General features: G+C 74.5%; 22 protein-coding genes. 8 read left to right on the top strand and 14 right to left on the bottom strand.

From position 1 onward, the window contains the following. Positions 1-64: 64 nt before the first annotated feature. The 3 genes from E5225_RS15120 to E5225_RS15110 all read left to right on the top strand — a co-directional run bounded on the left by E5225_RS15120 (position 65) and on the right by E5225_RS15110 (position 2,233). On the top strand, positions 65-1,093 hold the full coding sequence (locus E5225_RS15120; protein ID WP_135973329.1) for an ATP-binding cassette domain-containing protein: 1,029 nt from the start codon (positions 65-67) through the stop codon (positions 1,091-1,093). After that, the gene (locus E5225_RS15115; protein ID WP_135973330.1) at positions 1,090-1,893 is read left to right on the top strand and encodes an ABC transporter permease; all 804 of its coding nucleotides are present in this window, start codon (positions 1,090-1,092) and stop codon (positions 1,891-1,893) included. Before E5225_RS15120 ends, E5225_RS15115 begins: the two co-directional genes overlap by 4 nt. Before the next feature lie 91 nt (positions 1,894-1,984). Beyond that, a complete protein-coding gene (locus E5225_RS15110; RefSeq protein WP_135973331.1) occupies positions 1,985-2,233 on the top strand; it encodes a hypothetical protein in 249 nt (82 codons plus the stop codon). A 60-nt stretch (positions 2,234-2,293) separates the two neighbouring features. Here E5225_RS15110 and E5225_RS15105 read toward each other — a convergent pair whose 3' ends face one another. From E5225_RS15105 to E5225_RS15095, 3 genes are read right to left on the bottom strand one after another with little or no spacing between them, the layout of a single operon-like run. Next, positions 2,294-2,668: a fluoride efflux transporter FluC gene (locus E5225_RS15105; RefSeq protein WP_135973332.1), complete on the bottom strand. Its 375-nt coding sequence runs from the start codon at positions 2,666-2,668 to the stop codon at positions 2,294-2,296. After that, the gene (locus tag E5225_RS15100) at positions 2,665-3,159 is read right to left on the bottom strand and encodes a fluoride efflux transporter FluC (RefSeq protein ID WP_243738200.1); all 495 of its coding nucleotides are present in this window, start codon (positions 3,157-3,159) and stop codon (positions 2,665-2,667) included. The genes E5225_RS15105 and E5225_RS15100 overlap by 4 nt, the downstream gene beginning before the upstream one ends. 31 nt (positions 3,160-3,190) lie before the next feature. Next, positions 3,191-4,567, bottom strand: coding sequence for an MFS transporter (locus tag E5225_RS15095; RefSeq protein WP_135973333.1), 1,377 nt, complete (start codon positions 4,565-4,567; stop codon positions 3,191-3,193). Between the two features lie 233 nt (positions 4,568-4,800). On the opposite strand from E5225_RS15095, the gene E5225_RS15090 reads away from it, so the two are divergent. After that, positions 4,801-7,281 (top strand): glycogen/starch/alpha-glucan phosphorylase, encoded by a 2,481-nt coding sequence (locus tag E5225_RS15090; RefSeq protein ID WP_135973334.1) that lies wholly within the window; start codon positions 4,801-4,803, stop codon positions 7,279-7,281. A 245-nt stretch (positions 7,282-7,526) separates the two neighbouring features. Further along, on the top strand, positions 7,527-8,570 hold the full coding sequence (locus E5225_RS17790) for a hypothetical protein (RefSeq protein WP_208012527.1): 1,044 nt from the start codon (positions 7,527-7,529) through the stop codon (positions 8,568-8,570). A gap of 100 nt (positions 8,571-8,670) precedes the next feature. On the opposite strand, the gene E5225_RS15075 is transcribed toward E5225_RS17790, so the two are convergent. From E5225_RS15075 to E5225_RS15065, 3 genes are read right to left on the bottom strand one after another with little or no spacing between them, the layout of a single operon-like run. Beyond that, positions 8,671-9,459 (bottom strand): LysR family transcriptional regulator substrate-binding protein, encoded by a 789-nt coding sequence (locus E5225_RS15075; protein WP_136225500.1) that lies wholly within the window; start codon positions 9,457-9,459, stop codon positions 8,671-8,673. Continuing rightward, positions 9,456-10,190 carry a tRNA (guanosine(46)-N7)-methyltransferase TrmB gene (trmB, locus tag E5225_RS15070; protein WP_208012547.1) on the bottom strand — a complete coding sequence of 245 codons (735 nt, stop codon included), beginning with the start codon at positions 10,188-10,190 and terminating at the stop codon, positions 9,456-9,458. Before trmB ends, E5225_RS15075 begins: the two co-directional genes overlap by 4 nt. Positions 10,191-10,247: 57 nt before the next feature. Continuing rightward, complete coding sequence (locus tag E5225_RS15065) at positions 10,248-11,039, bottom strand: VOC family protein (RefSeq protein ID WP_135973647.1); 792 nt, start codon at positions 11,037-11,039, stop codon at positions 10,248-10,250. A 187-nt stretch (positions 11,040-11,226) separates the two neighbouring features. On the opposite strand from E5225_RS15065, the gene E5225_RS15060 reads away from it, so the two are divergent. Beyond that, on the top strand, positions 11,227-12,207 hold the full coding sequence (locus E5225_RS15060; RefSeq protein WP_135973646.1) for a cation diffusion facilitator family transporter: 981 nt from the start codon (positions 11,227-11,229) through the stop codon (positions 12,205-12,207). A gap of 7 nt (positions 12,208-12,214) precedes the next feature. On the opposite strand, the gene E5225_RS15055 is transcribed toward E5225_RS15060, so the two are convergent. Both E5225_RS15055 and E5225_RS15050 read right to left on the bottom strand, forming a co-directional pair. Next, entirely contained in the window at positions 12,215-13,234 is a 1,020-nt protein-coding gene (locus tag E5225_RS15055; protein WP_166435963.1) for an alpha/beta hydrolase, read from the bottom strand. 179 nt (positions 13,235-13,413) lie between these two features. Next, complete coding sequence (locus tag E5225_RS15050) at positions 13,414-14,070, bottom strand: histidine phosphatase family protein (RefSeq protein ID WP_135973644.1); 657 nt, start codon at positions 14,068-14,070, stop codon at positions 13,414-13,416. Positions 14,071-14,314: 244 nt separating this feature from the next. On the opposite strand from E5225_RS15050, the gene clpB reads away from it, so the two are divergent. Further along, complete coding sequence (gene clpB, locus E5225_RS15045; RefSeq protein WP_135973643.1) at positions 14,315-16,900, top strand: ATP-dependent chaperone ClpB; 2,586 nt, start codon at positions 14,315-14,317, stop codon at positions 16,898-16,900. A 66-nt stretch (positions 16,901-16,966) separates the two neighbouring features. After that, positions 16,967-17,686 carry a DedA family protein gene (locus E5225_RS15040; protein WP_135973642.1) on the top strand — a complete coding sequence of 240 codons (720 nt, stop codon included), beginning with the start codon at positions 16,967-16,969 and terminating at the stop codon, positions 17,684-17,686. A 16-nt stretch (positions 17,687-17,702) separates the two neighbouring features. Here the strand turns inward: E5225_RS15040 and E5225_RS15035 are convergent, their stop codons facing one another. The 6 genes from E5225_RS15035 to E5225_RS15010 form a co-directional block, all read right to left on the bottom strand. Beyond that, positions 17,703-18,293, bottom strand: coding sequence for a septum formation family protein (locus tag E5225_RS15035; RefSeq protein WP_243738242.1), 591 nt, complete (start codon positions 18,291-18,293; stop codon positions 17,703-17,705). A gap of 3 nt (positions 18,294-18,296) precedes the next feature. Then, positions 18,297-19,088, bottom strand: coding sequence for an exodeoxyribonuclease III (locus E5225_RS15030; RefSeq protein ID WP_135973641.1), 792 nt, complete (start codon positions 19,086-19,088; stop codon positions 18,297-18,299). Between the two features lie 130 nt (positions 19,089-19,218). After that, positions 19,219-19,401, bottom strand: a complete 183-nt coding sequence (locus tag E5225_RS15025) for an Rv0909 family putative TA system antitoxin (protein WP_135973640.1) — start codon at positions 19,399-19,401, stop codon at positions 19,219-19,221. Between the two features lie 142 nt (positions 19,402-19,543). Then, entirely contained in the window at positions 19,544-19,855 is a 312-nt protein-coding gene (locus tag E5225_RS15020; RefSeq protein WP_135973639.1) for a type II toxin-antitoxin system TacA family antitoxin, read from the bottom strand. A gap of 233 nt (positions 19,856-20,088) precedes the next feature. Next, on the bottom strand, positions 20,089-21,609 hold the full coding sequence (gene glpK / locus E5225_RS15015) for a glycerol kinase GlpK (RefSeq protein ID WP_135973638.1): 1,521 nt from the start codon (positions 21,607-21,609) through the stop codon (positions 20,089-20,091). Between the two features lie 50 nt (positions 21,610-21,659). Then, on the bottom strand, positions 21,660-22,406 hold the full coding sequence (locus E5225_RS15010) for an MIP/aquaporin family protein (RefSeq protein WP_243738241.1): 747 nt from the start codon (positions 22,404-22,406) through the stop codon (positions 21,660-21,662). Positions 22,407-22,478 lie beyond the last annotated feature (72 nt).

The raw sequence follows: 22,478 nt of genomic DNA, 5'->3' as shown, positions 1-22,478 counted from the left end.
GACCCGGATGAGTTCCGCGTGCACGGTCGGTCGGTCCCGGGGACGGCGGAGACGGGAGCGGGGCATGACGACGACGATCGAGGCCCACGGGCTGGTGAAGCGGTACGGCCGGGTGGAGGCGCTGCGCGGCCTCGACCTCGCGGTCCCCGAGGGGACGGTGCTCGCCCTGCTCGGCCCGAACGGGGCGGGCAAGACGACGGCGGTGCGCATCCTCACGACGCTGCTGCGCCCCGACGAGGGCACGGCGACGGTCGCGGGAGCCGACGTCCTGCGCGAGCCGGAGGAGGTGCGCCGGCGCATCGGGCTGTCGGGGCAGTCGGCCGCGGTCGACGAGAACCTCACCGGTGCGGAGAACCTGGAGATGATCGGCCGCCTCTACGGCTTCCGCCGGCGTCGCGCGGTCGACCGGGCGCGGGAGCTGCTCGAGGGGTTCGACCTGTCGGACGCCGGCAACCGCCCCGCGAAGACGTACTCGGGCGGCATGCGCCGTCGCCTCGACCTCGCGTGCGCGCTCGTCGCCACGCCGCGCGTCGTGGTGCTCGACGAGCCGACGACCGGCCTCGACCCGCGCAGCCGGCTCCAGATGTGGGACGTCATCGCGGGTCTGGTCCGCACCGGCACGACCGTGCTGCTCACCACGCAGTACCTCGAGGAGGCGGACCGCCTCGCCGACGACATCGTCGTGGTCGACCACGGCCGCGCCATCGCGCACGGCACCGCCGACGCGCTGAAGGCGCAGGTGGGCGGCCAGCGGGTCGAGCTGGTCGTGGCCGACACGGCCGACCGGGCGGCTGCGCGGGCCGCGCTCGCGGCGGTGGGGGACGACGTGCACGACGGTGCCACCGAGCGCAGCCTCTCGGTCGCGGTGCAGGACGGCGCGCGGTCGCTGCGGCGGGTCCTCGACCGGCTCGAGGCGGACGGCGTCCGGGTCCTCGACGTGGGCCTGCGGCGCCCCACGCTCGACGACGTGTTCCTCACGCTGACCGGCCGCACGGCGGAGGACGCCGACGCGCCCCCGGCCGGCGGGCCGCCCGACGAGGAGCGCGACCTCGTGCCCGCGCGCCCCGACGCGACCGGGGAGGTGGCCCGGTGACCACGCTGACCCGGACGTTCACCGACACGCAGGTCGTCGCCAAGCGCAACCTGCTGAAGATCGTGCGCGTGCCCGAGATCCTCGTCGCGGTGCTGATCTCGCCGATCATGTTCGTGCTGCTCTTCGCGTACGTCTTCGGCGGGGCGATCGACCCCGGCGACGGCGTCAGCTACCGGGAGTTCCTCATCCCCGGGATCTTCGCCCAGACGGTCGTCTTCGGTGCCACGTTCACCGGGGCGGGCATCGCGGAGGACATGCAGAAGGGCATCATCGACCGCTTCCGCTCGCTGCCCATGTCGCAGTCCGCCGTGCTGGCGGGGCGCACGCTGTCGGACGTCGTCTACAACGTGCTCTCGCTGCTCATCATGGCGCTCACCGGCCTGCTGGTCGGGTGGCGGGTGCGCGGGTCGCTCCTCGACGCCGCCGCGGCGTTCGGGCTGCTGCTGGTGTTCGCGTACGCCGTGAGCTGGATCATGGCGCTGGTCGGCGTGCTCGTGCCGAGCGTCGAGGTCATCAACAACGCGTCGTTCATCGTCATCATGCCGCTGACGTTCGTCTCCAACGCCTTCGTGCCGCTCGAGTCGTTCCCGTCGGCGCTGCGCGTGTTCGTCGAGTGGAACCCGGTGTCGACGCTCACGCAGGCGTGCCGCGAGCTGTTCGGCAACACCAACCCGGCGGCGCCGGTCCCCGACGCCTGGTCGATGCAGAACCCCGCCCTGTACACGCTGATCTGCGTCGTCGTGATCCTCGTCGTCTTCGCACCGCTCGCGATCGGGCGGTACCGGCGGACGTCGCGCTGACGTCGGCGGGCCGCCCCCCGGCTCGGCGCTCGGAGGCCCGACGGCGTGCGGGATGATGGGCGCACCACCACTCGCAACCCCGGGGGTCGCCATGCCGCGCGAACGCGGTCAGCGGTTCGACATGACGGACTGGCTGGCGCGGTACCTGCTGGGCCCCGCGTCCGTCGCGCACCCCCACCGCCGGGGCCGCCGTGCGAACGAGGCGGAGGTCCAGCGCGAGTCGGCCCTGCGGGCCGAGTTCGTCCGCGTCCGCGACGCGAGCGGCCGCGTGTACCTGGTGGACCGGGCGACCGCCGAGGCCACGGGCGCGACCCCCGTCGAGGACGAGCCGACCGGCTGACCGGACGGCACGCGGCGGTCGCGGCAGCCCGGCGCCACCGCCGACCCGGGGCCGGTGACGTCAGCCCGTGACCGCCCGGACCAGTCCCACCCCCGCCGCCGCGGCCGCGACGCAGACCACCAGCGAGCCGAGCGCGCTCAGGGCAGCACCCCGCACGTCACCGTCCTGAGCCAGCCGCACGGAGTCGACCATCGCCGTCGAGAACGTCGTGAAGCCGCCGCAGAACCCGGTCCCGGCGACGAGCAGCGCCACGGGTGCGAGCAGCCCGGCGGCGCCCGCACCCACCAGCACGCCGAGCAGCAGCGAGCCGCAGACGTTGACGACGAACGTGCCCCACGCGAACGGCGTGCGGGTGCGCGCCCGCACGAGCCCGTCGACGACGAACCGTGCGGCGGCGCCGAGGCCGCCGGCGAGGGCGAGGAGCAGCACGGTCACGTGCGCCCCCGGCCCTCGACGGCTGCCCGGGGCGGGTCCGGGACGCGGTCCTCGTCCGGTGCACCGCGTCGTGCGCGCCCGCCCGCCACCACGCCGACGAGCGCCACCGCCCACCCCGCCGCGACGCTGACCAGCCCGTACGCCGCTCCCAGCAGCACGTGGCCGTCAGCCCCGAGCCGTTGCACCTCGATCGCGAGCGTGCTGAACGTCGTGAACCCGCCCAGCACGCCGGTGCCGACCGCGAGGCGCACCGCGCGCGCCCGCGGCGACTCGGCGCCGCGGCCGAGCGCGCCGAGCAGGAGGCCGAGCGCGAGGGCGCCGACGAGGTTCTCCACGGTCGTCGCGACCGGCCACCCGGCACCGCCGCCGAGGGCGCCGCCCAGGCCCTGCCGCGCGAGCGTGCCGACCGCGCCGCCGGCCGCGACCAGCGCCACGAGGCCGGGCCGCAGGTGCGGCGGACGGCCCGACGTCGGTCCGGTCGGCGCGCGCACGCGGTCACCCTCTCACCCCGCGGCGGGGAGGTCAGACGCGCGCCTCCTGCGCCGGCGCGTCGGCGTCCGCCTCCGCCATCGCGCGCCGCCCGGACGGCAGCCCGACCGCGACGAGCACGACCAGCAGCAGCGCGACGCCCGCCGCGACGAGCAGCGACTCGACGCTGTACCGGTCGGCGAGCGGCCCGAACACCGACATGCCGAGCGGCATCGCGACGGCCATGACGATGCCGACGAACCCGAAGACGCGGCCCTGCCGCTCGGGCTCGACCTTCTCCTGCAGCACGGTCATGGTCGGCGTCGAGAAGAACGGCACGCCCAGGCCGATGAGGAACATGAAGGCGAAGAACACCCACATGTTGGTCGAGAGCCCGAGCCCGATGTTGAACAGCGCGAACAGCAGGGTGGTGGCGACGACCATCGCGATGCGGTTCCGCAGGCCGCCCCACGCGGCGACCACGATGCCGCCGAGCAGCATGCCGACGCTGAACGCGAGCTCGTTGACGGTCAGCTTCCACACCTCGTCGCCGAACGTGCGCACGACCATGAGCGGGGTGAGGAACGACGGCGCGACGATGAGCACGAACACGACGCCCCACAGCAGCAGCACCCACCGCACGAACGCGTGGGTGGCGACGTACCGGACGCCGCCGACGAGGTCGGCGAGGTACCCGCGGACGCCCGCGACCTGGTCGGTGCGCACGAGCCGCGGTACGGGCACGAGGGTCAGCAGCGCGATGCCGATGAGCGCGGTGACGACGTCGACGAAGAAGATCGCCTCGATCGAGGCCGACGCGTACAGGGCGGCGGCCACGGCGGGGGCGACGAGCATCATCGCGGACTGGATCGTCTGGTTGATGCCGTTGACCCGCATGAGCTTCTCGGTCGGCACGATCTGCGGCAGCAGCGACGAGACGGCGGGCGTCTGGATGCCGGCACCGGCCGACCGGATGGCGGCCACGAGGTACAGGAGCCACAGCTCGCGGTACCCGGACAGCATGAGCAGGGCGAGCGCGAGGGTGCTCGCGGCGATGGTCGCGTCGGCCCCGATGATGAGCTTCTTGCGGTCCAGCCGGTCCGCCCACACGCCGCCGAAGACCGACACGACCGCCTGCGGCAGGAACCCGACGACGGCGTAGACCGCCATCACGGCGCCCGAGCGCGTCTCGAGCGTGAGGTGCCACATGATCGCGTACTGCACCAGCATCGAGCCGAGCAGCGACGACGTCTGCCCGCCCAGGAACAGGGTGAGGTCGCGCCGCCACCGGGGGTGGTCGGCCTCCGTGAGCGGGGCCTGGTCGAGCGCGACGTCGGGGTCGCGCGCGGCGTCGGCGCCGGTCCCGGTGGGGCCGGCGGCGTCGGGCGTCCCGGGCGGCGGTTCCGGTGCGGACGAGGTGGGGGCAGACATGGCGCGTCCTCCGCGGGTACGAGGGTGTCCGTGGTGCAGACCGTTCCCGCGCGCCAACTCATCGGGGGGCGGGTGGTCCGTCCAGCGTGGTGCGGGGTGCGGGCGCTGTCACGCGGTTTCGCCCGCGGGCGGGTGGCGCCACGTCGATGAGACGCGGATGAGAGTCTCGCCGGACGGGCTCCCCGGGACGGGCGGCCTGGCCTCTCCCGGCCAGGACGCATAACGTTGCGCAAGTGACTGAGAACCGCGTCAACGGCACCGTATCCGTGACGGCCCCGCAGCACTCGGTCGAGGGGTTCGCCAAGGAGTTCCTGCGCGAGCTCAACTTCGGGCAGGGGGTTCCCCTGTCCCGCGCGAGCGTCAACGACCAGTACCTGGCGCTGGCGCGGACCGTGCGCGAGTACCTGATGGCCCGGTGGATGGAGACGCTGCGCCGGCAGCGCGACGCGCACGCCAAGACGGTCGCCTACCTGTCCGCCGAGTACCTGCTCGGGCGCCAGCTCGACAACGCGCTCATCGCGACGGACCTGACGGAGATCGTCGAGGAGGCCCTCACGTCCCTCGGCATCGACCTGGCGACGCTGCGCGAGCAGGAGGTCGAGCCGGGTCTCGGCAACGGCGGCCTCGGCCGGCTCGCCGCGTGCTTCGTCGACTCGCTCGCGACCATGAGCGTGCCGTGCATCGGCTACGGCATCCGCTACGAGTACGGCATCTTCCGGCAGACGTTCGTCGACGGCTGGCAGGTCGAGCAGCCCGACACCTGGCTGTCGCTGGGTGCGCCGTGGGAGTTCCCGCACCCCGAGGACGCGGTGACCGTGCACTTCGGCGGGTCCACCGAGACCTACACCGACGACGACGGCGTCACCCGTAGCCGCTGGGTGCCGGCGTGGGACGTCCTCGGCGTGCCCTACAACTACATGGTCCCGGGCTACCAGAACGGCCGCGTCAACACGCTGCGGCTGTGGAGCGCGCGCGCCACCAAGGCGTTCGACCTGCAGATCTTCAACTCCGGCGACTACGCCGAGGCCGTGCGCGCGCAGACGTTCGCCGAGAACATCTCCAAGGTCCTCTACCCCGAGGACTCGACGCCGCAGGGCAAGGAGCTGCGGCTGCAGCAGCAGTACTTCTTCGTGGCGTGCTCCATCCGCGACTTCCTCGACGGCCTGCCGGCGGACTTCGACCTGCACCGGCTGCCCGACGTCGTGATGTTCCAGCTCAACGACACCCACCCGGTGATCGGCGTGCCCGAGCTCATGCGCATCCTCGTCGACGAGAAGAAGATCGCGTGGGACGAGGCGTGGGCCATCACGCAGAAGTGCTTCGCGTACACCTGCCACACGCTGCTGCCCGAGGCCCTCGAGGTGTGGCCCGTCGAGCTGCTCGGCCGCCTGCTGCCGCGGCACCTCGAGATCATCTACCGGATCAACGACGAGTTCCTCGCCCAGGTGCGCCAGGCGTACCCGAACGACGAGCTGCGCCTGCGCCGCATGTCGATCATCGCCGAGCACCCCGAGCGGTCCGTGCGCATGGCGTTCCTCGCGACGATCGCCGGCGCCAAGGTCAACGGCGTCGCGGCGCTGCACTCGCAGCTGCTGCGCGACAACGTGCTGCCCGACTTCTCCGAGCTCTGGCCGGACAAGTTCACGAACGTCACCAACGGCGTCACCCCGCGACGGTTCGTCCGGCTGGCGAACCCCGCGCTGTCCGACCTCATCACCGACGCCATCGGCCCGGGCTGGGTCACCGACCTGGAGCGGCTGCGCGAGATGGAGCCGCTGGCCGACGACGCCGAGTTCCGTGAGCGGTTCCGGGCCGTGAAGCTCGCGAACAAGCAGCGCCTCGCCGGCGTGCTCGCGACGCGCGACGGCATCGAGCTGCGGACCGACGCGATGCTCGACGTCATGGTCAAGCGGCTGCACGAGTACAAGCGCCAGACGCTCAAGGTGCTGCACATCGTGTCGCTGTACGAGCGGATCATCAGCGGTGAGCTCGACCCGGCGTCGATCCCGCCGCGCGTGTTCGCGTTCGGCGCCAAGGCCGCGCCCGGCTACAAGATGGCCAAGCAGATCATCGGGCTCATCAACCACGTCGGGGCGACCGTCAACGCCGACCCGCGCGTGCAGGGTGCGCTCACGGTCGTCTTCCCCCCGAACTACAACGTGACGCTCGCCGAGAAGCTCATCCCCGCCGCCGACCTGTCGGAGCAGATCTCGCTCGCCGGCAAGGAGGCGTCGGGCACGGGCAACATGAAGTTCGCCCTCAACGGTGCGCTGACCATCGGCACGGACGACGGCGCGAACGTCGAGATCCGCGAGCTCGTGGGCGACGACAACTTCTTCCTGTTCGGGCTGCTCGAGCCCCAGGTCGCGGAGATCCAGGCGGTCGGCTACGACCCGTCGAAGTACTACGAGGAGAACGCCACGCTGCGGCGCGCGATCGACCTCATCGCGTCCGGCACGTTCTCGCCCGACGACAAGCGCGTGTTCGAGCCCATCGTGTCGAACCTCCTCACCGAGGACCGCTTCCTCGCGCTCGCGGACTTCCAGGCGTACCTCGACGCCCAGGAGCGCGTCGACGTGGCCTACCGCGACGTCGAGGGCTGGACGCGGTCGGCGATCCTCAACGTCGCGCGGTCCGGGTTCTTCTCCTCCGACCGGTCGATGTGGGACTACATCGACCGGATCTGGCACTCGCAGCCGGTGGTCGCGCGCTAGCGCAGCGGCCACCCGACGTACCGCGGCCCGTCCGCCCCGCTCACGCGGGTGCGGGCGGGCCGTGGTGCGTCCGCAGAACTTCACCCGTCCGGGGCGCCCGCATCGTCCGCGTTCGTCCGGCGTGGGCGGGCCGGGTCACCTGCCCGGCCCTGCCCCGGGGTGCGCCGCCGCCCCTAGCGTCGCGAGCGCAGCACCCAGCGATCCGCTCGCTCCGTACCCGGAGGCGGGCTACGAAGGAGCACCACGTGTCCCCCACCCCCTTCCGGCGAGCAGCGGCAGTCGTCGCGCTCTCCGCCCTGCTGACCGGTGGCATCGCCACCGCGCAGGCCGCCACGACGCCGTCCCCGACGCCCACGGCGACCGCCACGGCGGAGCCGACGACGGAGCCGACGACGGAGCCGACCGTCGAGCCGACCGTCGAGCCCACGACGGAGCCGACCGCCGAGCCCACGACGGAGCCGACCGTCGAGCCGACGGCCGAGCCCACGACGGAGCCGACGGCCGAGCCCACGACGGAGCCCACGCCGACGCCGTCGGAGGAGCCCGCGCCCGCCGTCGAGCCGGTGCCCGCGCTCACGGTCGTCCAGCCGACGTGCACCGGCCTGAACGCCGCCCCGACCGGCCGCCTCGTCATCGAGCCGGCCGCGTCCACCGCGTGGCTCGTCATCACCAACGGCAGCAGCCTGTTCGGGCTGAACGAGGAGGACGTCGTCGCCGAGGGTGACGCCGGTGTCGCCGGCGACGTCGCGGTCGCGCCGGGCGCGTACGACGTGTTCGCGTTCCCGCTCGCCGGGGAGTTCGGCGAGCTGGGCGAGTGGGAGGCGTTCCCCGAGGTGGGGAACTTCGTCTCCCGGACCGTCACCGTCACTGCGGGCACCTGCCCCGCCGTTGACGAGCTGACGGAGGCCACGCGGGGCGGCTTCACCGCCCCGGCGACCGTCGGCCCGGGCGGCACGCTGGTCCTGTCCGGTCTGCCCGCCGGCGCGGTGCTGCACGCCTACCTGTTCTCGGTGCCCACCGACCTCGGTGTCGCCACGGTCGCCGCGGACGGCACGCTGCGCCTCACGGTCCCCGCGGGGATCGCCGCCGGGACGCACCGCGTCGCGCTGTACCGCGCGGACGGCACGCTCCTGGGCTGGCAGTACGTGGAGGTCCTCGCGGCCGGCACCGGCGCGGGCACCCTCGCGGTCACCGGCGCGGACCCGCAGGCGGCCGGCCTCGCGGCGGCCCTGCTCGTCGCCGCCGGTGGGGCGCTGGTCCTGGCGCGACGTCGCCAGACCGCCCGCTGACCCTCCGCACCTCGCACCACCCGGCGCCCGGCCGGCCACCGTACGGTGGCCGACCGGGCGCCGGTCTGCGTGCGGGGTGCTCGCGGCGGCGGGGCGCGGGTCAGTGGGGGCGGCGCCGGCCCCGCGGCGGTCCGTCGCGGCGGGTGCCGCGGGCCGGGCCTCCGCGCGGGCGCCCGCTCGCCTGGCCACCGCCGCCCGACTGGCCACCGTCGCGCGGCCGGCCCGTGCGCGCGGGAGCGTCCGGCGGGGGAGTGCCGTCGCCCCGGGAGCTCCCGGCGGTGCGCCCGCGGACGATGCCGACCAGCTCCTGCACGAGCGGGTGCTCGGCGTCGCGGTGCCACACGAGCACGACGGGCGACCCCGGCAGCTCCGGCACCTCCCGCACGGCGAACCGCTTGTCGGCGTGCTCGCGCGCCAGCGCGTGCGGGAGCACGACGACGCCCGCGCCGGACGCGACCAGGTCGAGCGCCGTCGCCGTGTCGGGCACCTCGGTGACCTGGTCGGCGCCGACCGCGGCCTCCGCGCCGAGCACGTCGTCGGCCGGGACCAGCAGCGGCTCCTCGCGCAGGTCGGCCAGGTCGACGGCCTCGACGACCGTCAACAGGTGCTCGCGGGGGACCACGACGACCGCCCGGTCCTCCCAGAGCGGCACGACGGCCCAGCCGTCGCGGGTCGCCGGCGTGACCGCGGGGAGCCCGGGTGCGGGCGGGGCCGGTGCCGGGTCCGGCGGCAGGCGCAGGACGGCGGCGTCCACGCGGCCCTCGAGCAGCGCGGCGACCGCGTCCCCCGGCGTGCCGCGCACCACGTCCAGCGCCTCGCCGGGCAGGCGCTGCGCCCACACGCGCGCCCACCGGTCGGGGGAGACCCCCGGAACCAGGAGCAGCCTCACCGGACCCGCCGCACGATCAGGTCGGTGACGGCGTGGCCGAGGTCGAGGCCGCGCTGCTCGAACCGGGTGACCGGCCGGTGCGCGGGCCGCGGCACGACGCCCCCGTCGAGGTCCGGGTCCGCCGCGAGCACCTCGGCGGCCTGCTCCGCGTACTCCGCCCAGTCGGTCGCCACGTGGAACGTCCCGCCCACGCGGAGCCGGTCCCGCACGAGCGCGACGTGGTCGCTCTGCACGAGCCGGCGCTTGTGGTGGCGGGCCTTCGGCCACGGGTCGGGGAAGAACGCGTGCACGGCGTCGAGCGACCCGGGCGCGACGGACGCGCGCAGCAGCCGCAGCGCGTCGCCGTGCGCGACCCGCACGTTCGTCAGGCCCTCGCGCTCGAGCAGGACGAGCAGCGCCGCGACGCCGGGCAGGTGCGCCTCGACGGCGAGCCAGTCGCGGCCCGGGTCGGCGGCGGCCATCGCGGCGGTCGCGTCCCCCATGCCGGAGCCGATCTCGACGACCAGCGGGGCGGTGCGCCCGAACAGGGCGGCGGTGTCGAGCAGGCCGTCGGGCGTGCGCGGCGGCGCGGCCCGCTCGTCGTCGACCGAGAACCCCCAGCGCGGGAAGAGCCGGTCGAGCGCGTCCGTGCGGTCCCGCCCGAGGGGTGACCGGCGCGGGTGGAACGTGCGCAGGGGCTCGTGGGGCCGCGACGCGCGGTGCGTGAACACGTCCTCGTCGGCCTGGCGCACGGGCACCAGGCTACGGCGCTCCGCCGCGCCCGGCTGCCGGGCCCGGCGGGGGCCGCGTCAGGCGGGGACGTCCGCCGGGGGCTGCTCGAGCAGCGCGACGACCTCACGGGCCGGGCCGTGCGCGAGCACGAGCCGCCCGTACGGGGTGTCCTCCGGGCCGCTGACGACGCTGCCGCCGACCTCGGGCACGCGGCGCGCGGCGGCGTCGACGTCCGGCACGGCGACGTACCAGGTCCACGCCGCGGGCACGTCGGCACCGACACCCGCCCCGTAGCCACCGACGCCGACGGCGGGCGAGCCGCCGACGGCCAGCGACGTGTACGTGAAGTCGGGGGCGCTCAGGTCCGTCTGCTCGTAGCCGAACAGCTCGGTGTAGAAGCGCCGCGAGACGTCGGGGTGCTGCGACATCTGCTCGGCCCACACGAACGCGCCCGGCACGTCGGTGACGTCCCAGCCGGTGTGCGTGCCGGACTGCCACAGCCCGAAGACGGCGCCGACGGGGTCGGCCAGCACGGCGATGTCGCCGAGGCCGAGCACGGTCATGGGACCGGCGATCAGCTGGCCGCCGGCGGCGACGGCGTGCTCCGCGGCGAGGGTGACGTCGTCCACCGCCAGGTAGAGGCACCACGCGGCCGGGTCGTCCGCCGACGCGTCGGACGCCGGCAGGAGGCCCGCGACCCGGCGCCCGTCGACCGACGCGGTGACGTAGCCGCCGGTCTCGGGTCGCCCCTGCGAGAACTCCCACCCGAGCAGGCCGCCGTAGAAGCGCTGCGCCGCGGCCAGGTCGGGCACCGTGATGTCCGCCCAGGCGGGCACGCCGGCGGGCCACGGGCTGTCGTTCACCGTCATCGCGGTCTGCCACCCTCTCGTCGCGCTCCGGGCGGTCGGCGCCCGGGCGGGCACAGCCAACCATCTCGGACGCCCGTCCGCATCAGCGGGTGGGCGCCTGCCCGGCCTCGGCGTCCCGGGGCCCACGGCACGTGTCGCCGAGCCCGCCGGGGGCGCACGCGCGGCCGGGCTGTGCTACGCCAGAGGCATGTGGGACGACGGCAACGGCAACGGTGACGGCGACGGTGACGCCGGCGGCGGCGAGTCGCTGCTGACCGTCGTCCTCGCCCTCGTCGCGAACCTCCTCGTCGCCGTCGCGAAGACCGTGGCCGCGGTCGTGACGGGAGCCGCGTCGATGCTCGCGGAGGCGGCCCACTCGTGGGCGGACACGGGCAACGAGGTGCTGCTGCTCATCGCGCACCGGCGCGGCGAGCGCCCGCCCGACGCGGCCCACCCCCTCGGGCACGGCCGCGAGGTCTACGTGTGGTCGCTGTTCGCCGCGATCGGGCTCTTCGGCGTGGGCGCGGGCGTGTCCGTGACGCACGGCATCCAGGAGCTCCTCGACCCGGAGCCGGCGGAGTCGTTCGTCGTCGCGTACGTGGTGCTGGCGGTCGCCTTCGTGCTCGAGGGCGCGTCGTTCACCCAGGCGTGGCGCCAGTCGCGCGCGGACGCCCGCCGGCAGCGGGTCGGGCTGTTCACCCAGGTGCTGCGCACGTCGGACCCGACGGTGCGGGCCGTGTTCTTCGAGGACGCAGCCGCGCTCGTCGGCATCGTGATCGCCGCGGCCGGGATCGCGGCGCACGAGGTCACCGGCTCGCCCGTCCCGGACGCGGTCGGCTCGATCCTCGTGGGCCTGCTGCTCGGTGTGGTCGCGATCGTGCTCATCCAGCGGAACCTGCGGTTCATCGTCGGCGAGGCGGTCGACCCGGCGCTGCGTGACGCGGCGCTGCGGTGGCTGCTCGCGATGCCCGAGGTGGCGCGCGTGACGAGCCTGCGGATCGAGTTCGTCGGCGCGCGGCGCGTCTTCCTCGTGGGGGCCGTCGACCTTTCGGGCAACCTGGCCGAGGACGACGCGTCGCACGTGCTGGCGCGCATCGAGGGGCGGGTGCGCGCGAGCCCGGGCGTGGTGGGCGCGGTGCTGTCCCTGTCCGAGCCGGAGGAGCCGGCGCTACTCCCGGCGGGCGCCTGAGCCCCCGTCAGGCGTCCGCGTCCTGCGGGCGCCCGCCGACGCGCGCGTCGAGGAACTGCAGCACCTCCTGCAGGTAGCGCTCGCGGGCGGGCGCGCGCGACAGCGCGAGGTCGTGCGCGCCGCCGGGCACCTGCACGAACGTCACGTCGGGACCCAGGAGGGGCGCGCGCGCCGCGATCTGCGCCGGGTCGAGCACCGAGTCGGTGGTCAGCAGCGCCTCGTGCCAGCGGTCGTCGGGGCCGGCGGCGTCGGACGCGAGCACGAGCACCGGGCAGTCGACCGCCAGCCCGCGCGCGACGCGCGCGTGCCCCCGGCGGACCGTCCGCGCCAGCCCCGCGCGGACCTTGAAGCGGTGCGGCTTCCACGCGAGGTCGTAGTCCCACTCGCCGCCGCTCGCCGCGTGCAGGGCCTCGCCGTAGTGCCGTCCCACGCGCGAGACGACGAGCCGCGGGGCCACCCCGCCGACCATGTCGATCGCCCGCGTGAGCACCGTCCGCTCCAGCATGGTGCCGTTCAGGTCGAGCCACGGCGAGTTGAGCACGAGCGCGTCCACCCGCCCGAGGCCGCGGCGCGCGTCCGCCCACAGCGCGGCCGTCAGGCCGCCGGTGGAGTGGGCCATGACGACCAGGCGGTCGTGCGACGCCCGCAGCAGGCGCACCGCCGCGTCGATCTCCTCGCTGTACGTCGCGAGGTCCGTGATCTCGTTGGCCGGCCGGCCGGGGCGGATCGAGCGCCCGTAGTCGCGCAGGTCGAGCGCCCACAGGTCGTACCCGGCCGCGGCCAGGGCGTCGGCGACGTGCGGGTGGAAGAAGTAGTCGACGAACCCGTGCAGGTACAGCACGGCGGTGTGCGGGCGGGACGCGCCCGGGTCGCCGGTGGCGTCGGGGCGGCGGTGGACGAGCGTCGCGACGGGGTCGGGCCCGCCGCGCCGGGACAGCGCGTCGGGGCGCAGCGGCAGCGTGCGGGAGACCCACCCGGTCCCCAGCACGTCGTCGGTCTCGGGCGGTCCCACGGCGTCGTCGATCACGCGCCGATGCTGCCACCGGACCCGCCGTCGCACCGCCGCGACGCACCGCCACCGAAGCGGGCCGGTCGCCGTCGGGACGGCCCGACGGTCGAACCCGGAGTTCCTCAGCGTCCCGGCCACCCCGTGCTGAGGACGTCCGGGTTCGACGGCCGGACGCCGACGGGTCGGCGGTCGTCCGGTCAGGCCACCGACGGCACCGGGGTGCGCCGGGTCATGGGGCGTGCCGCGATGTGGCCCTGCCCGGCGACGTCGAGCGCGAGCTGCGTGATCCGGGCGGTGCCGTCGGCCTCGACCTCCACCGTGGACACCGACGCGTTCGGCAGCGGCACGAGCCCGACCGGATCGACCGTCGCGAGGTACGCGCCGAGCGCCAGGCCGTGCCCGACGACCAGCACGTGCCCGTCGGGGTGGTCCGCGGCGATCCGCCGGAACACGCGGCGGGTGCGGCCCATGAACTCCGCCGCGTGCTCGCCGCCGGGCAGCCCGGGGTGGGTGCCCGCGAGGACGTCGCCGACCAGGTCCGACCACGCGACGACGCCGTCGAGCGTCGACTCGGGCTTCTGCTCGTAGACGCCGAAGTGGTACTCGCGCAGGTCCGCGTCGGTGCGCAGGCGCAGGTCGGGGTGGTGGCGCAGGATCTCGACGGCGGTCGTCACGGCGCGCCCCGACGGGGAGGCCCACGCCGCGGTGAAGGGGGTGCCGGCCAGGTGCAGCGCGGTCGTGCGCACGCCCTCGCGGCCGGGCCGGGTCAGGGGCGAGTCGCAGCGTCCCTGCAGGATGCGTCGCGCGTTGAAGTGGGTGCGGCCGTGGCGGACGAGCGTCAGCGTGAGGGTCATCGGTGCCCTTCCTCTCCTGGTGTCGCGACGACGCTAGGCAGGGTGGGTGTCGGCGCGGCGACGGCGGCGCGACGGCCCGGTGACGAGCGCACGGCGGCGCCCACGCGGCCCCCGCCCGCCGGCACGGTCCCGTACCCCGCCTCCGGTGGTGCCGAGAGTTGAGCGGAATAGACTCAAGTCTGCGGTCCGTTGGGGACAGCAGGAACAGGGAACGACGTGCGGGGGGTCCGCACAGGGAGGTCACGTGGACGCGAAGTTCACCACGCGGTCGCAGGAGGCTCTCGGCGACGCGATTCAGCAGGCGAGCGCTGCGGGCAACCCGCAGCTCGAGCCGGCGCACATCCTCAACGCGCTGCTGCAGCAGGAGGGCGGCGTCGCGAACGGGCTGCTCGACGCGGTCGGCGCCGACCGCACGGCGCTCGGTCGCGCCGTGCGCGGCATCCTCGTCAACCTGCCGTCGTCGAGCGGCTCGACGGTGGCCCAGCCCTCGGCGTCCCGGCAGACGGCCGCGGCGCTCGAGGCCGCCAACGCCGAGGCCCGCGCGCTCGGCGACGACTACGTCTCCACCGAGCACCTGCTCATCGGGCTGGCCGCCGGCCAGTCGGGCGTCGCCGACGCCCTGCGGGCCGCCGGGGCGTCCCGCGACGCGCTCGTGGCCGCGCTGCCGAACGTCCGGGGCAACGCGAAGGTCACCACGCCCAACCCCGAGGGCACCTACAAGGCGCTCGAGCAGTACGGCGTCGACCTGACGAAGCGGGCCGAGGAGGGCAAGCTCGACCCGGTCATCGGCCGCGACGCCGAGATCCGCCGCGTCATCCAGGTCCTGAGCCGGCGGACCAAGAACAACCCCGTGCTCATCGGGGAGCCGGGCGTCGGCAAGACCGCCGTCGTCGAGGGGCTCGCGCAGCGCATCGTCGCCGGCGACGTGCCGGAGTCCCTGCGTGGCAAGCGCCTCGTCTCGCTCGACCTCGCCTCGATGGTCGCGGGCGCCAAGTACCGCGGCGAGTTCGAGGAGCGCCTCAAGGCCGTGCTCGGCGAGATCACGGCGTCCGAGGGGCAGGTCGTCACGTTCATCGACGAGCTGCACACGGTCGTCGGCGCGGGCGCCGGCGGCGAGGGCGCCATGGACGCGGGCAACATGCTCAAGCCCATGCTCGCGCGCGGCGAGCTGCGCCTGGTCGGCGCGACGACGCTCGACGAGTACCGCGAGCGCATCGAGAAGGACCCGGCGCTCGAGCGGCGGTTCCAGCAGGTCTTCGTCGGCGAGCCGTCGGTCGAGGACACCGTCGCGATCCTGCGCGGCCTGCGCGAGCGGTACGCGGCGCACCACCGCGTCGAGATCTCGGACGGCGCGATCGTCGCCGCGGCGACGCTGTCCGACCGGTACATCACCGGCCGCCAGCTGCCCGACAAGGCGATCGACCTGATCGACGAGGCCGCCTCGCGCCTGCGCATGGAGCTCGACTCGTCCCCGGTCGAGATCGACGAGCTGCAGCGCGCCGTCACGCGCCTGGAGATGGAGGAGCAGTTCCTCGCCACGGCCGACGACCCCGCGTCGCAGGACCGGCTGGCGCGCCTGCGTGCCGACCTGGCGGACCGCCGCGAGGAGCTCGCGTCCCTCAACGCCCGGTGGGAGAAGGAGAAGGGCGGGCGCAACCGGGTCGGCGACCTGCGCGTGCGCCTCGACCAGCTGCGGGCCGACGCCGACCGCGCGCAGCGCGAGGGTGACCTGGCCACGGCCGGCCGCCTGCTCTACGGCGAGATCCCCGCCGTCGAGAAGGAGATCGCCGCCGCGGAGGCCTCCGAGGCGGAGCCGACCACCGAGGCGCCGATGATCGCCGAGAAGGTCGGCCCCGACGAGGTCGCCGAGGTCGTCGCCGCGTGGACCGGCATCCCCGCCGGGCGGCTGCTCGAGGGCGAGACCCAGAAGCTGCTGCACATGGAGGAGACCCTCGGCAAGCGCCTGATCGGGCAGGAGAAGGCCGTCGCGGCCGTCTCCGACGCGGTCCGCCGCGCACGGGCCGGCGTCTCCGACCCGGACCGCCCCACGGGCTCCTTCCTGTTCCTCGGGCCGACGGGTGTCGGCAAGACCGAGCTGGCGAAGGCGCTCGCGGACTTCCTGTTCGACGACGAGCGCGCCATGGTCCGCATCGACATGAGCGAGTACGGCGAGAAGCACTCCGTCGCGCGGCTCGTCGGTGCGCCCCCGGGGTACGTCGGCTACGAGGAGGGCGGCCAGCTCACCGAGGCCGTGCGGCGGCGCCCGTACTCGGTGGTGCTGCTCGACGAGGTCGAGAAGGCGCACCCCGAGGTGTTCGACGTGCTGCTGCAGGTGCTGGACGACGGTCGCCTGACCGACGGCCAGGGCCGCACGGTCGACTTCCGCAACGTCATCCTCGTGCTCACGTCGAACCTGGGCTCGCAGTTCCTCGTCGACCCGCTGCTCGACGACGCGGCCCGCCGGGACGCGGTGATGAGCGCGGTCCGCGCGGCGTTCAAGCCGGAGTTCCTCAACCGCCTCGACGACGTGGTGCTGTTCGACGCCCTCACGCTCGAGCAGATCGGGTCGATCGTCGACCTGCAGGTGGACCTGCTCGGCCGCCGCCTGGCGGACCGCCGGCTCACGCTCGACGTGACGCCCGGCGCGCGCGAGTGGCTCGCGATCGAGGGGTACGACCCCGCGTACGGCGCGCGCCCGCTGCGCCGCCTCGTGCAGAAGGAGATCGGCGACCGCCTCGCGCGGGCGCTGCTCGCCGGCGAGGTGCGCGACGGCGACACCGTGCACGTCGACCTCGGCGAGAGCGGCCTGACGGTGAAGGCCACGCACTGACGTCCTGACGCGGTGCCCGGCGAGAGCCGCCGGGCACCGCGCGGACGCCCGTGGCAGCATCGTGCGATGCCTCCTCACGTCGCCCTGGCCACCGCCCCGACGACCGTGCTCGGCTCCCCGGCGCTCGCCGCGTCCGGCGGCGGCGCCGAGCTGACGGGGCTGGCCGGCTGGGTCGTGAGCGTCATCGAGGCGCTGGGCCCCGTCGGCGTGGGCCTGCTCGTGGCGCTGGAGAACCTCTTCCCGCCGATCCCGTCCGAGGTGATCCTGCCGGTCGCCGGGTACGTCGCGTCGCAGGGCGACATGTCGCTCGGGTGGGCCATCGCGGCGGCGACGATCGGTGCGCTCGTCGGCGCGTGGATGCTCTACGGCCTCGGGTACTGGGTCGGGCGTGATCGCATCCGGCGCTGGATGCAGCGGATCCCGCTCATGGAGGCCGAGGACCTCGACAAGGCCGAGGGCTGGTTCGACCGGCACGGAGGCGCGGCCGTCCTCGTCGGCCGGTGCGTGCCGGTGGTCCGGAGCCTCATCTCGATCCCCGCGGGCGTCGAGCGCATGCCGTTCTGGAAGTTCTCGCTGTTCACGCTGGCGGGGTCGCTCGTGTGGAACGGCGCGCTCGTCCTCGCGGGCAACCTGCTGGGCTCGCAGTGGGAGGACGTCGGCCGGTACAGCGACGTCCTCAACTACGCCGTGTACCTCGTCCTCGTCCTCGTCGTCGGCAAGTTCGTCTGGGACCGGACCGGCGCGCGCGGCGAGCGCCGCCGGCACGCCGGCGAGGGCCACCTCTGACGCGTCGGCGCGACCCTCAGCCCTCGGTGGGCACGCTGAGCGACGAGCCGCTGACCGGCTCGGGCGCGACCGCGAGGCAGAGCCCGTCGCGGTCGCCCGAGCGCCAGCCGTCCTCGGTGGGCGCCCACGTGACGACGCGCACGCCCGCGGCCGTTTCCTCGTCCGTCAGGGCGCACGACCGCGCGACGCGCGCGTGCGCGGCGTCCTGACCCGGCCACACCGCGTCGGGCGCGAACCAGAACTGCCCCACCACCTGCGCGGTGTGGGGATCGGCGCAGGGCACCACGCGCACGCGCTCGACGGCGCCGTCGGCCGGGAGCTCCGCGAGGCAGGAGCCGGTGACGACCTGCGCGGCCCACGCGTCGACCGGCGCGGTGACGTCGGGAGGCAGCGGGCGCGACCGGCTCGCCTCCACGCGGTCGGCGACGAGCAGGCCGGCGCCCGTGAGCACCGCGAGCGCGACGCCGGCGCCCGCGGCGCGGAGCGGCACGCGGCTGCGGGGGCGCGGGCCGGCCTGCCAGCCCTCGGCGTAGTGCGTCGGCGGGTTGGGGTCCTCGATCGGCCGGTCGTGCGGCGCGCGGTCGTCGGCCGTGCGGTCGTCGCCCACGGCTCAGTCCGCGATCTCGAGCACCACGGGCACGTGGTCGGACGGCTGCTTGCCCTTGCGCTGGTCGCGCACGAACGTGACGCCGGTGACCCGCGCGGCGAGCGCCGGCGTCGCGAGCGCGTGGTCGATGCGCATGCCCTCGTTCCGCGGGAACCGCAGCTGCTGGTAGTCCCAGTACGTGTAGGTGTGCTCGGCGGGCACGTGCGTGCGCGACACCTCGGTCCAGCCGCCCTCGGCGAACGCGCGGAACGCGGCGCGCTCGGCGGGTGTCACGTGCGTGCGGCCGGCGAACCGCTCGATGTCCCACACGTCGGTGTCGAGGGGCGCGATGTTCCAGTCGCCCATCAGCGTGGCCTGCAGCTCGGGGTCGTCGGCGAGCCACTTCCCGGCGGCGTCGCGCAGGGCGGCGAGCCACTCGAGCTTGTAGGCGTAGTGCGGGTCGTCGACTTCGCGGCCGTTCGGCACGTACAGGCTCCACACGCGCACGCCGCCGCACGTCGCGCCGAGCGCGCGCGCCTCCACGACGGCGGGGTCGCCCCACGCCGGCTGCCCGGGGAACCCCACCTCGACGTCCGCGACACCGACGCGCGAGAGGATCGCGACGCCGTTCCACTGCGAGTACCCGTGCGTGACGACCTCGTACCCGAGCGCCTCAAAGGGCTCCCGGGGGAACGCCTCGTCCTTGACCTTCGTCTCCTGCAGCGCGAGGACGTCGACGTCCGCGCTCCCGAGCCAGGCCGCCGCGCGCTCCCAGCGTGCCCGGATCGAGTTGATGTTCCACGTCGCGACTCGCACGGGACGGAACGCTACCCGCGGGCGCCGCCCGTCACGGCCCGCCCCCCGCCGCTCACCGGCCGTCGCGCTGACCGTGGTGAGCGACGAGGACGCGGGTCGTCCGCGGCGCGCCGTGCGCCGGCGCCGTGCGTCAGCTGTCGCCGATCTTCTTGTCGGCGGCCGACTGCGCCTTGTCGAGCTTGTCGTCGTGCTTGCCGCCGGTCGCGGACGAGGCCGCGTCGGAGCCCTTCTCGAGCGCGGCGTCGCTGGCCTGCTCGCCCTTCTCGCCCTTCGCCGCGTCGGACGCCTTGCCCTTGAGGTCGTCGATGCCCATGCGTGCTCTCCCTCGTCGGTGGTCACTGCGGTCGGTCATTCCGGGCGAACCCGGCACCGTCCCATGCTGCGTCGCGGCCGCCGGGCCCGCACCCGGACCGCCGTGTTGCGTCCGGGCGGGCCGCTGCGCCACCGGCCGCCGCTCAGCCGAGGCGGTCGAGCCCGTCGGGGTCGTGCCGCACCGCGAGCACGAGGGCGGCGAGCTCAGGATCGTCGGGGACGCGCGGATCGCGGACGTAGCGGAGCGGGTCGGCCGCGATCACCGCCATCTGCACGCGCAGCGCGTTCTCCCGCGTGACGACGTCGCGGGCCCTGTCCAGCGCGACGCCGAGGACGAACGACGTGACGTCCTGCTCCTGCACGGCGGCCGCCTGCCGCAGCAGCGCCAGCCCCTCCTCCGTCAGCCGCATGTGCAGCCGCGCGGTGCGCAGCGGGATGTGCTCGCCCCAGACCATGCGCGGCACCGTACGGCCGGGACGAGGTGCGCCGCGGCGGTCCTCCACACCCCGCGCCGCGCCGCGCGTGCCGCTGCCGTGCCGTCATCTGCCCGGCGTGTCGGACGCGCGTGTCGCGGGGCGAGCGAGGTCGTTCCCGCGGGCGTACGCACACCGTGCGTACGCCCGCGGGAAGAGGTCCCCACCCCTCGACCGACGCGCCGAGCGACACGCCGACCGACGCGCCGAGCGGGTCAGCGCACGTCGTCGTCCACCCAGTCGAAGGTCCGGGTGACGGCCTTCTTCCACAGGCGGTACTGGCGGTCGCGCTCGTCGGCGTCCATGGCCGGCTCCCAGCGCCTGTCCTCGGCCCAGTTGTCGACGACGTCCTGCTCGCCCGACCAGAAGCCGACCGCGATGCCCGCGGCGTAGGCGGCGCCCAGGGCCGTCGTCTCCGGGACCTTGGGCCGGATCACCGGCACGCCGAGGATGTCCGCCTGGAACTGCATGAGCGCCTCGTTGGCGACCATGCCGCCGTCCACCTTCAGCTCGGTGAGGTCCACGCCCGAGTCGGCGTTCATCGCGTCGAGCACCTCGCGGGTCTGGAACGCCGTCGCCTCGAGCGCCGCGCGCGCGATGTGCGCCCTCGTGACGTACCGCGTCAGGCCGACCAGCGCGCCGCGGGCGTCCGACCGCCAGTACGGGGCGAACAGCCCCGAGAACGCCGGGACGAAGTACGCGCCGCCGTTGTCGTCGACGCTCGCCGCGAGCTTCTCGACCTCCGGCGCGGAGGAGATGATGCCGAGGTTGTCGCGCAGCCACTGGATCAGCGACCCGGTCACGGCGATCGACCCCTCGAGCGCGTACACCGCGTCCTTGTCGCCGATCTTGTACGCGACCGTGGTCAGCAGCCCGTTCTTGCTCGGCACCGGCTCGGTGCCGGTGTTGATGAGCATGAAGTTGCCCGTGCCGTACGTGTTCTTGGCGTTGCCGACCTCGAAGCACGCCTGCCCGAACGTCGCCGCCTGCTGGTCGCCGAGGATGCCGGCGAGGGGCACCCCGCCGAGCAGGCCGCGCGCGCGGCCCCGCCCGTACTCCTCCGACGAGGACCGGATCTGCGGCAGCATCGACATCGGGATGCCCATCTCCGCCGCGATCTCCTCGTTCCACGTGAGCGAGTCGATGTTCATCAGCATCGTGCGCGAGGCGTTCGTGACGTCCGTGACGTGCACGCCGCCGTCGGGGCCGCCCGTCATGTTCCACATCAGCCACGCGTCGGTGTTGCCGAACATCAGGTGCCCGGCCTCCGCCTTCTCCCGCGCGCCCTCGACGTTGTCCAGGATCCAGCGCACCTTCGGGCCGGAGAAGTACGTCGCCAGCGGGAGCCCCACGCGGTCCTTGTAGCGCTCGGCGCCGCCGCCGAGCGCGGCCAGCTCGTCGCAGATCTTCTGCGTGCGGGTGTCCTGCCACACGATCGCGTTGTGGACCGGCTCGCCGGTGCGCCGGTCCCACACCACCGCGGTCTCGCGCTGGTTCGTGATGCCGACCGCGGCGAGGTCCGTGTTCTGCAGGCTCGCGCGCCCCAGCGCGCGGCCGACGACGTCGCGGGTGTTGGTCCAGATCTCCTGCGCGTCGTGCTCGACCCAGCCGGCCCGGGGGAAGATCTGCTCGTGCTCCTCCTGACCGGTGGAGACGACGTTCCCGGAGTGGTCGAAGATCATCGCGCGGGTGCTGGTCGTGCCCTGGTCGATCGCCATGACGTACTTCTCGGACATGTGCGTCCCTCCTGTGCGGCTCAGCGCGGGTCGTGGGGGATGGGTGGGGGTCAGCCGAGGTAGACGCTCGCGACGAGGCCCGCGAGGACTCCGCCGAGCAGCGGGCCGACGATCGGCACCCAGGCGTACGACCAGTCGCTGCTGCCCTTGCCGCGGATCGGCAGGAGCGCGTGCGCGATGCGCGGCCCCAGGTCGCGCGCCGGGTTGATGGCGTAGCCCGTGGGCCCGCCGAGGCTCGCACCGATCCCGACGACCAGCAGCGCGACCGCGAGCGGCCCGAGCTCCGACGGCGTGTTGCCGAACGCGAGGACGACGAACACCAGCACGAACGTGCCGATGGTCTCCGTGACGACGTTCCAGCCGTACGAGCGCAGCTCCGGACCCGTGGAGAACACGCCGAGCTTCACGGCCGGGTCGGCGTCCTCGTCGAAGTGCTTCTTGTACGCCAGGAACGCCAGGGCGGCGCCGATCGCGGCCCCGGCGATCTGCGCCACCACGTACAGGAACCCGTTGAGCACGGTCACCTCGATGCCCGGGGCGAACTCCTCCGCGCCGCTGGCCCACAGGCCGATGGTCACGGCGGGGTTGATGTGCGCCCCGGACCGGTACGCCGCGTAGACGCCGGCGAACACGGCGATGCCCCAGCCGAAGTTGATGAGGAGCCAGCCGCCGCCGAACCCCTTGGTCCGCGGCAGGATCACGTTCGCGACCACGCCCGCACCCAGCAGGAGCAGGATCGCGGTCCCGATCAGCTCGGAGACGAACGCGTCACCGATCGTGTACTCGACAATCTCCACTGCAGACCTCTTCCTGTGACGTCGTTGTCGCCGGCTCGTCGGCCGGGTCCCGGGAGCCGGGCGGTCGACGGT

Origin of the sequence: Cellulomonas shaoxiangyii (assembly GCF_004798685.1) — a bacterium.
Lineage (GTDB): Bacteria > Actinomycetota > Actinomycetes > Actinomycetales > Cellulomonadaceae > Cellulomonas > Cellulomonas shaoxiangyii.
The sequence above is the reverse complement of the archived record's forward strand: the minus strand, read 5'-3'. Positions and strand labels throughout refer to the sequence as shown.

What these genes read in the sequence shown, in the direction of transcription:
- E5225_RS15120 (WP_135973329.1), top strand. Translation starts at nt 65, where the DNA reads ATGACGACGACGATCGAGGCCCACGGGCTGGTGAAGCGGTACGGCCGG.
- E5225_RS15110 (WP_135973331.1), top strand. Translation starts at nt 1,985, where the DNA reads ATGCCGCGCGAACGCGGTCAGCGGTTCGACATGACGGACTGGCTGGCG.
- E5225_RS15095 (WP_135973333.1), bottom strand. Translation starts at nt 4,567, where the DNA reads ATGTCTGCCCCCACCTCGTCCGCACCGGAACCGCCGCCCGGGACGCCC.
- E5225_RS15065 (WP_135973647.1), bottom strand. Translation starts at nt 11,039, where the DNA reads ATGACGGTGAACGACAGCCCGTGGCCCGCCGGCGTGCCCGCCTGGGCG.
- E5225_RS15060 (WP_135973646.1), top strand. Translation starts at nt 11,227, where the DNA reads ATGTGGGACGACGGCAACGGCAACGGTGACGGCGACGGTGACGCCGGC.
- E5225_RS15050 (WP_135973644.1), bottom strand. Translation starts at nt 14,070, where the DNA reads ATGACCCTCACGCTGACGCTCGTCCGCCACGGCCGCACCCACTTCAAC.
- E5225_RS15040 (WP_135973642.1), top strand. Translation starts at nt 16,967, where the DNA reads ATGCCTCCTCACGTCGCCCTGGCCACCGCCCCGACGACCGTGCTCGGC.
- E5225_RS15025 (WP_135973640.1), bottom strand. Translation starts at nt 19,401, where the DNA reads ATGGGCATCGACGACCTCAAGGGCAAGGCGTCCGACGCGGCGAAGGGC.
- E5225_RS15020 (WP_135973639.1), bottom strand. Translation starts at nt 19,855, where the DNA reads ATGGTCTGGGGCGAGCACATCCCGCTGCGCACCGCGCGGCTGCACATG.
- glpK (WP_135973638.1), bottom strand. Translation starts at nt 21,609, where the DNA reads ATGTCCGAGAAGTACGTCATGGCGATCGACCAGGGCACGACCAGCACC.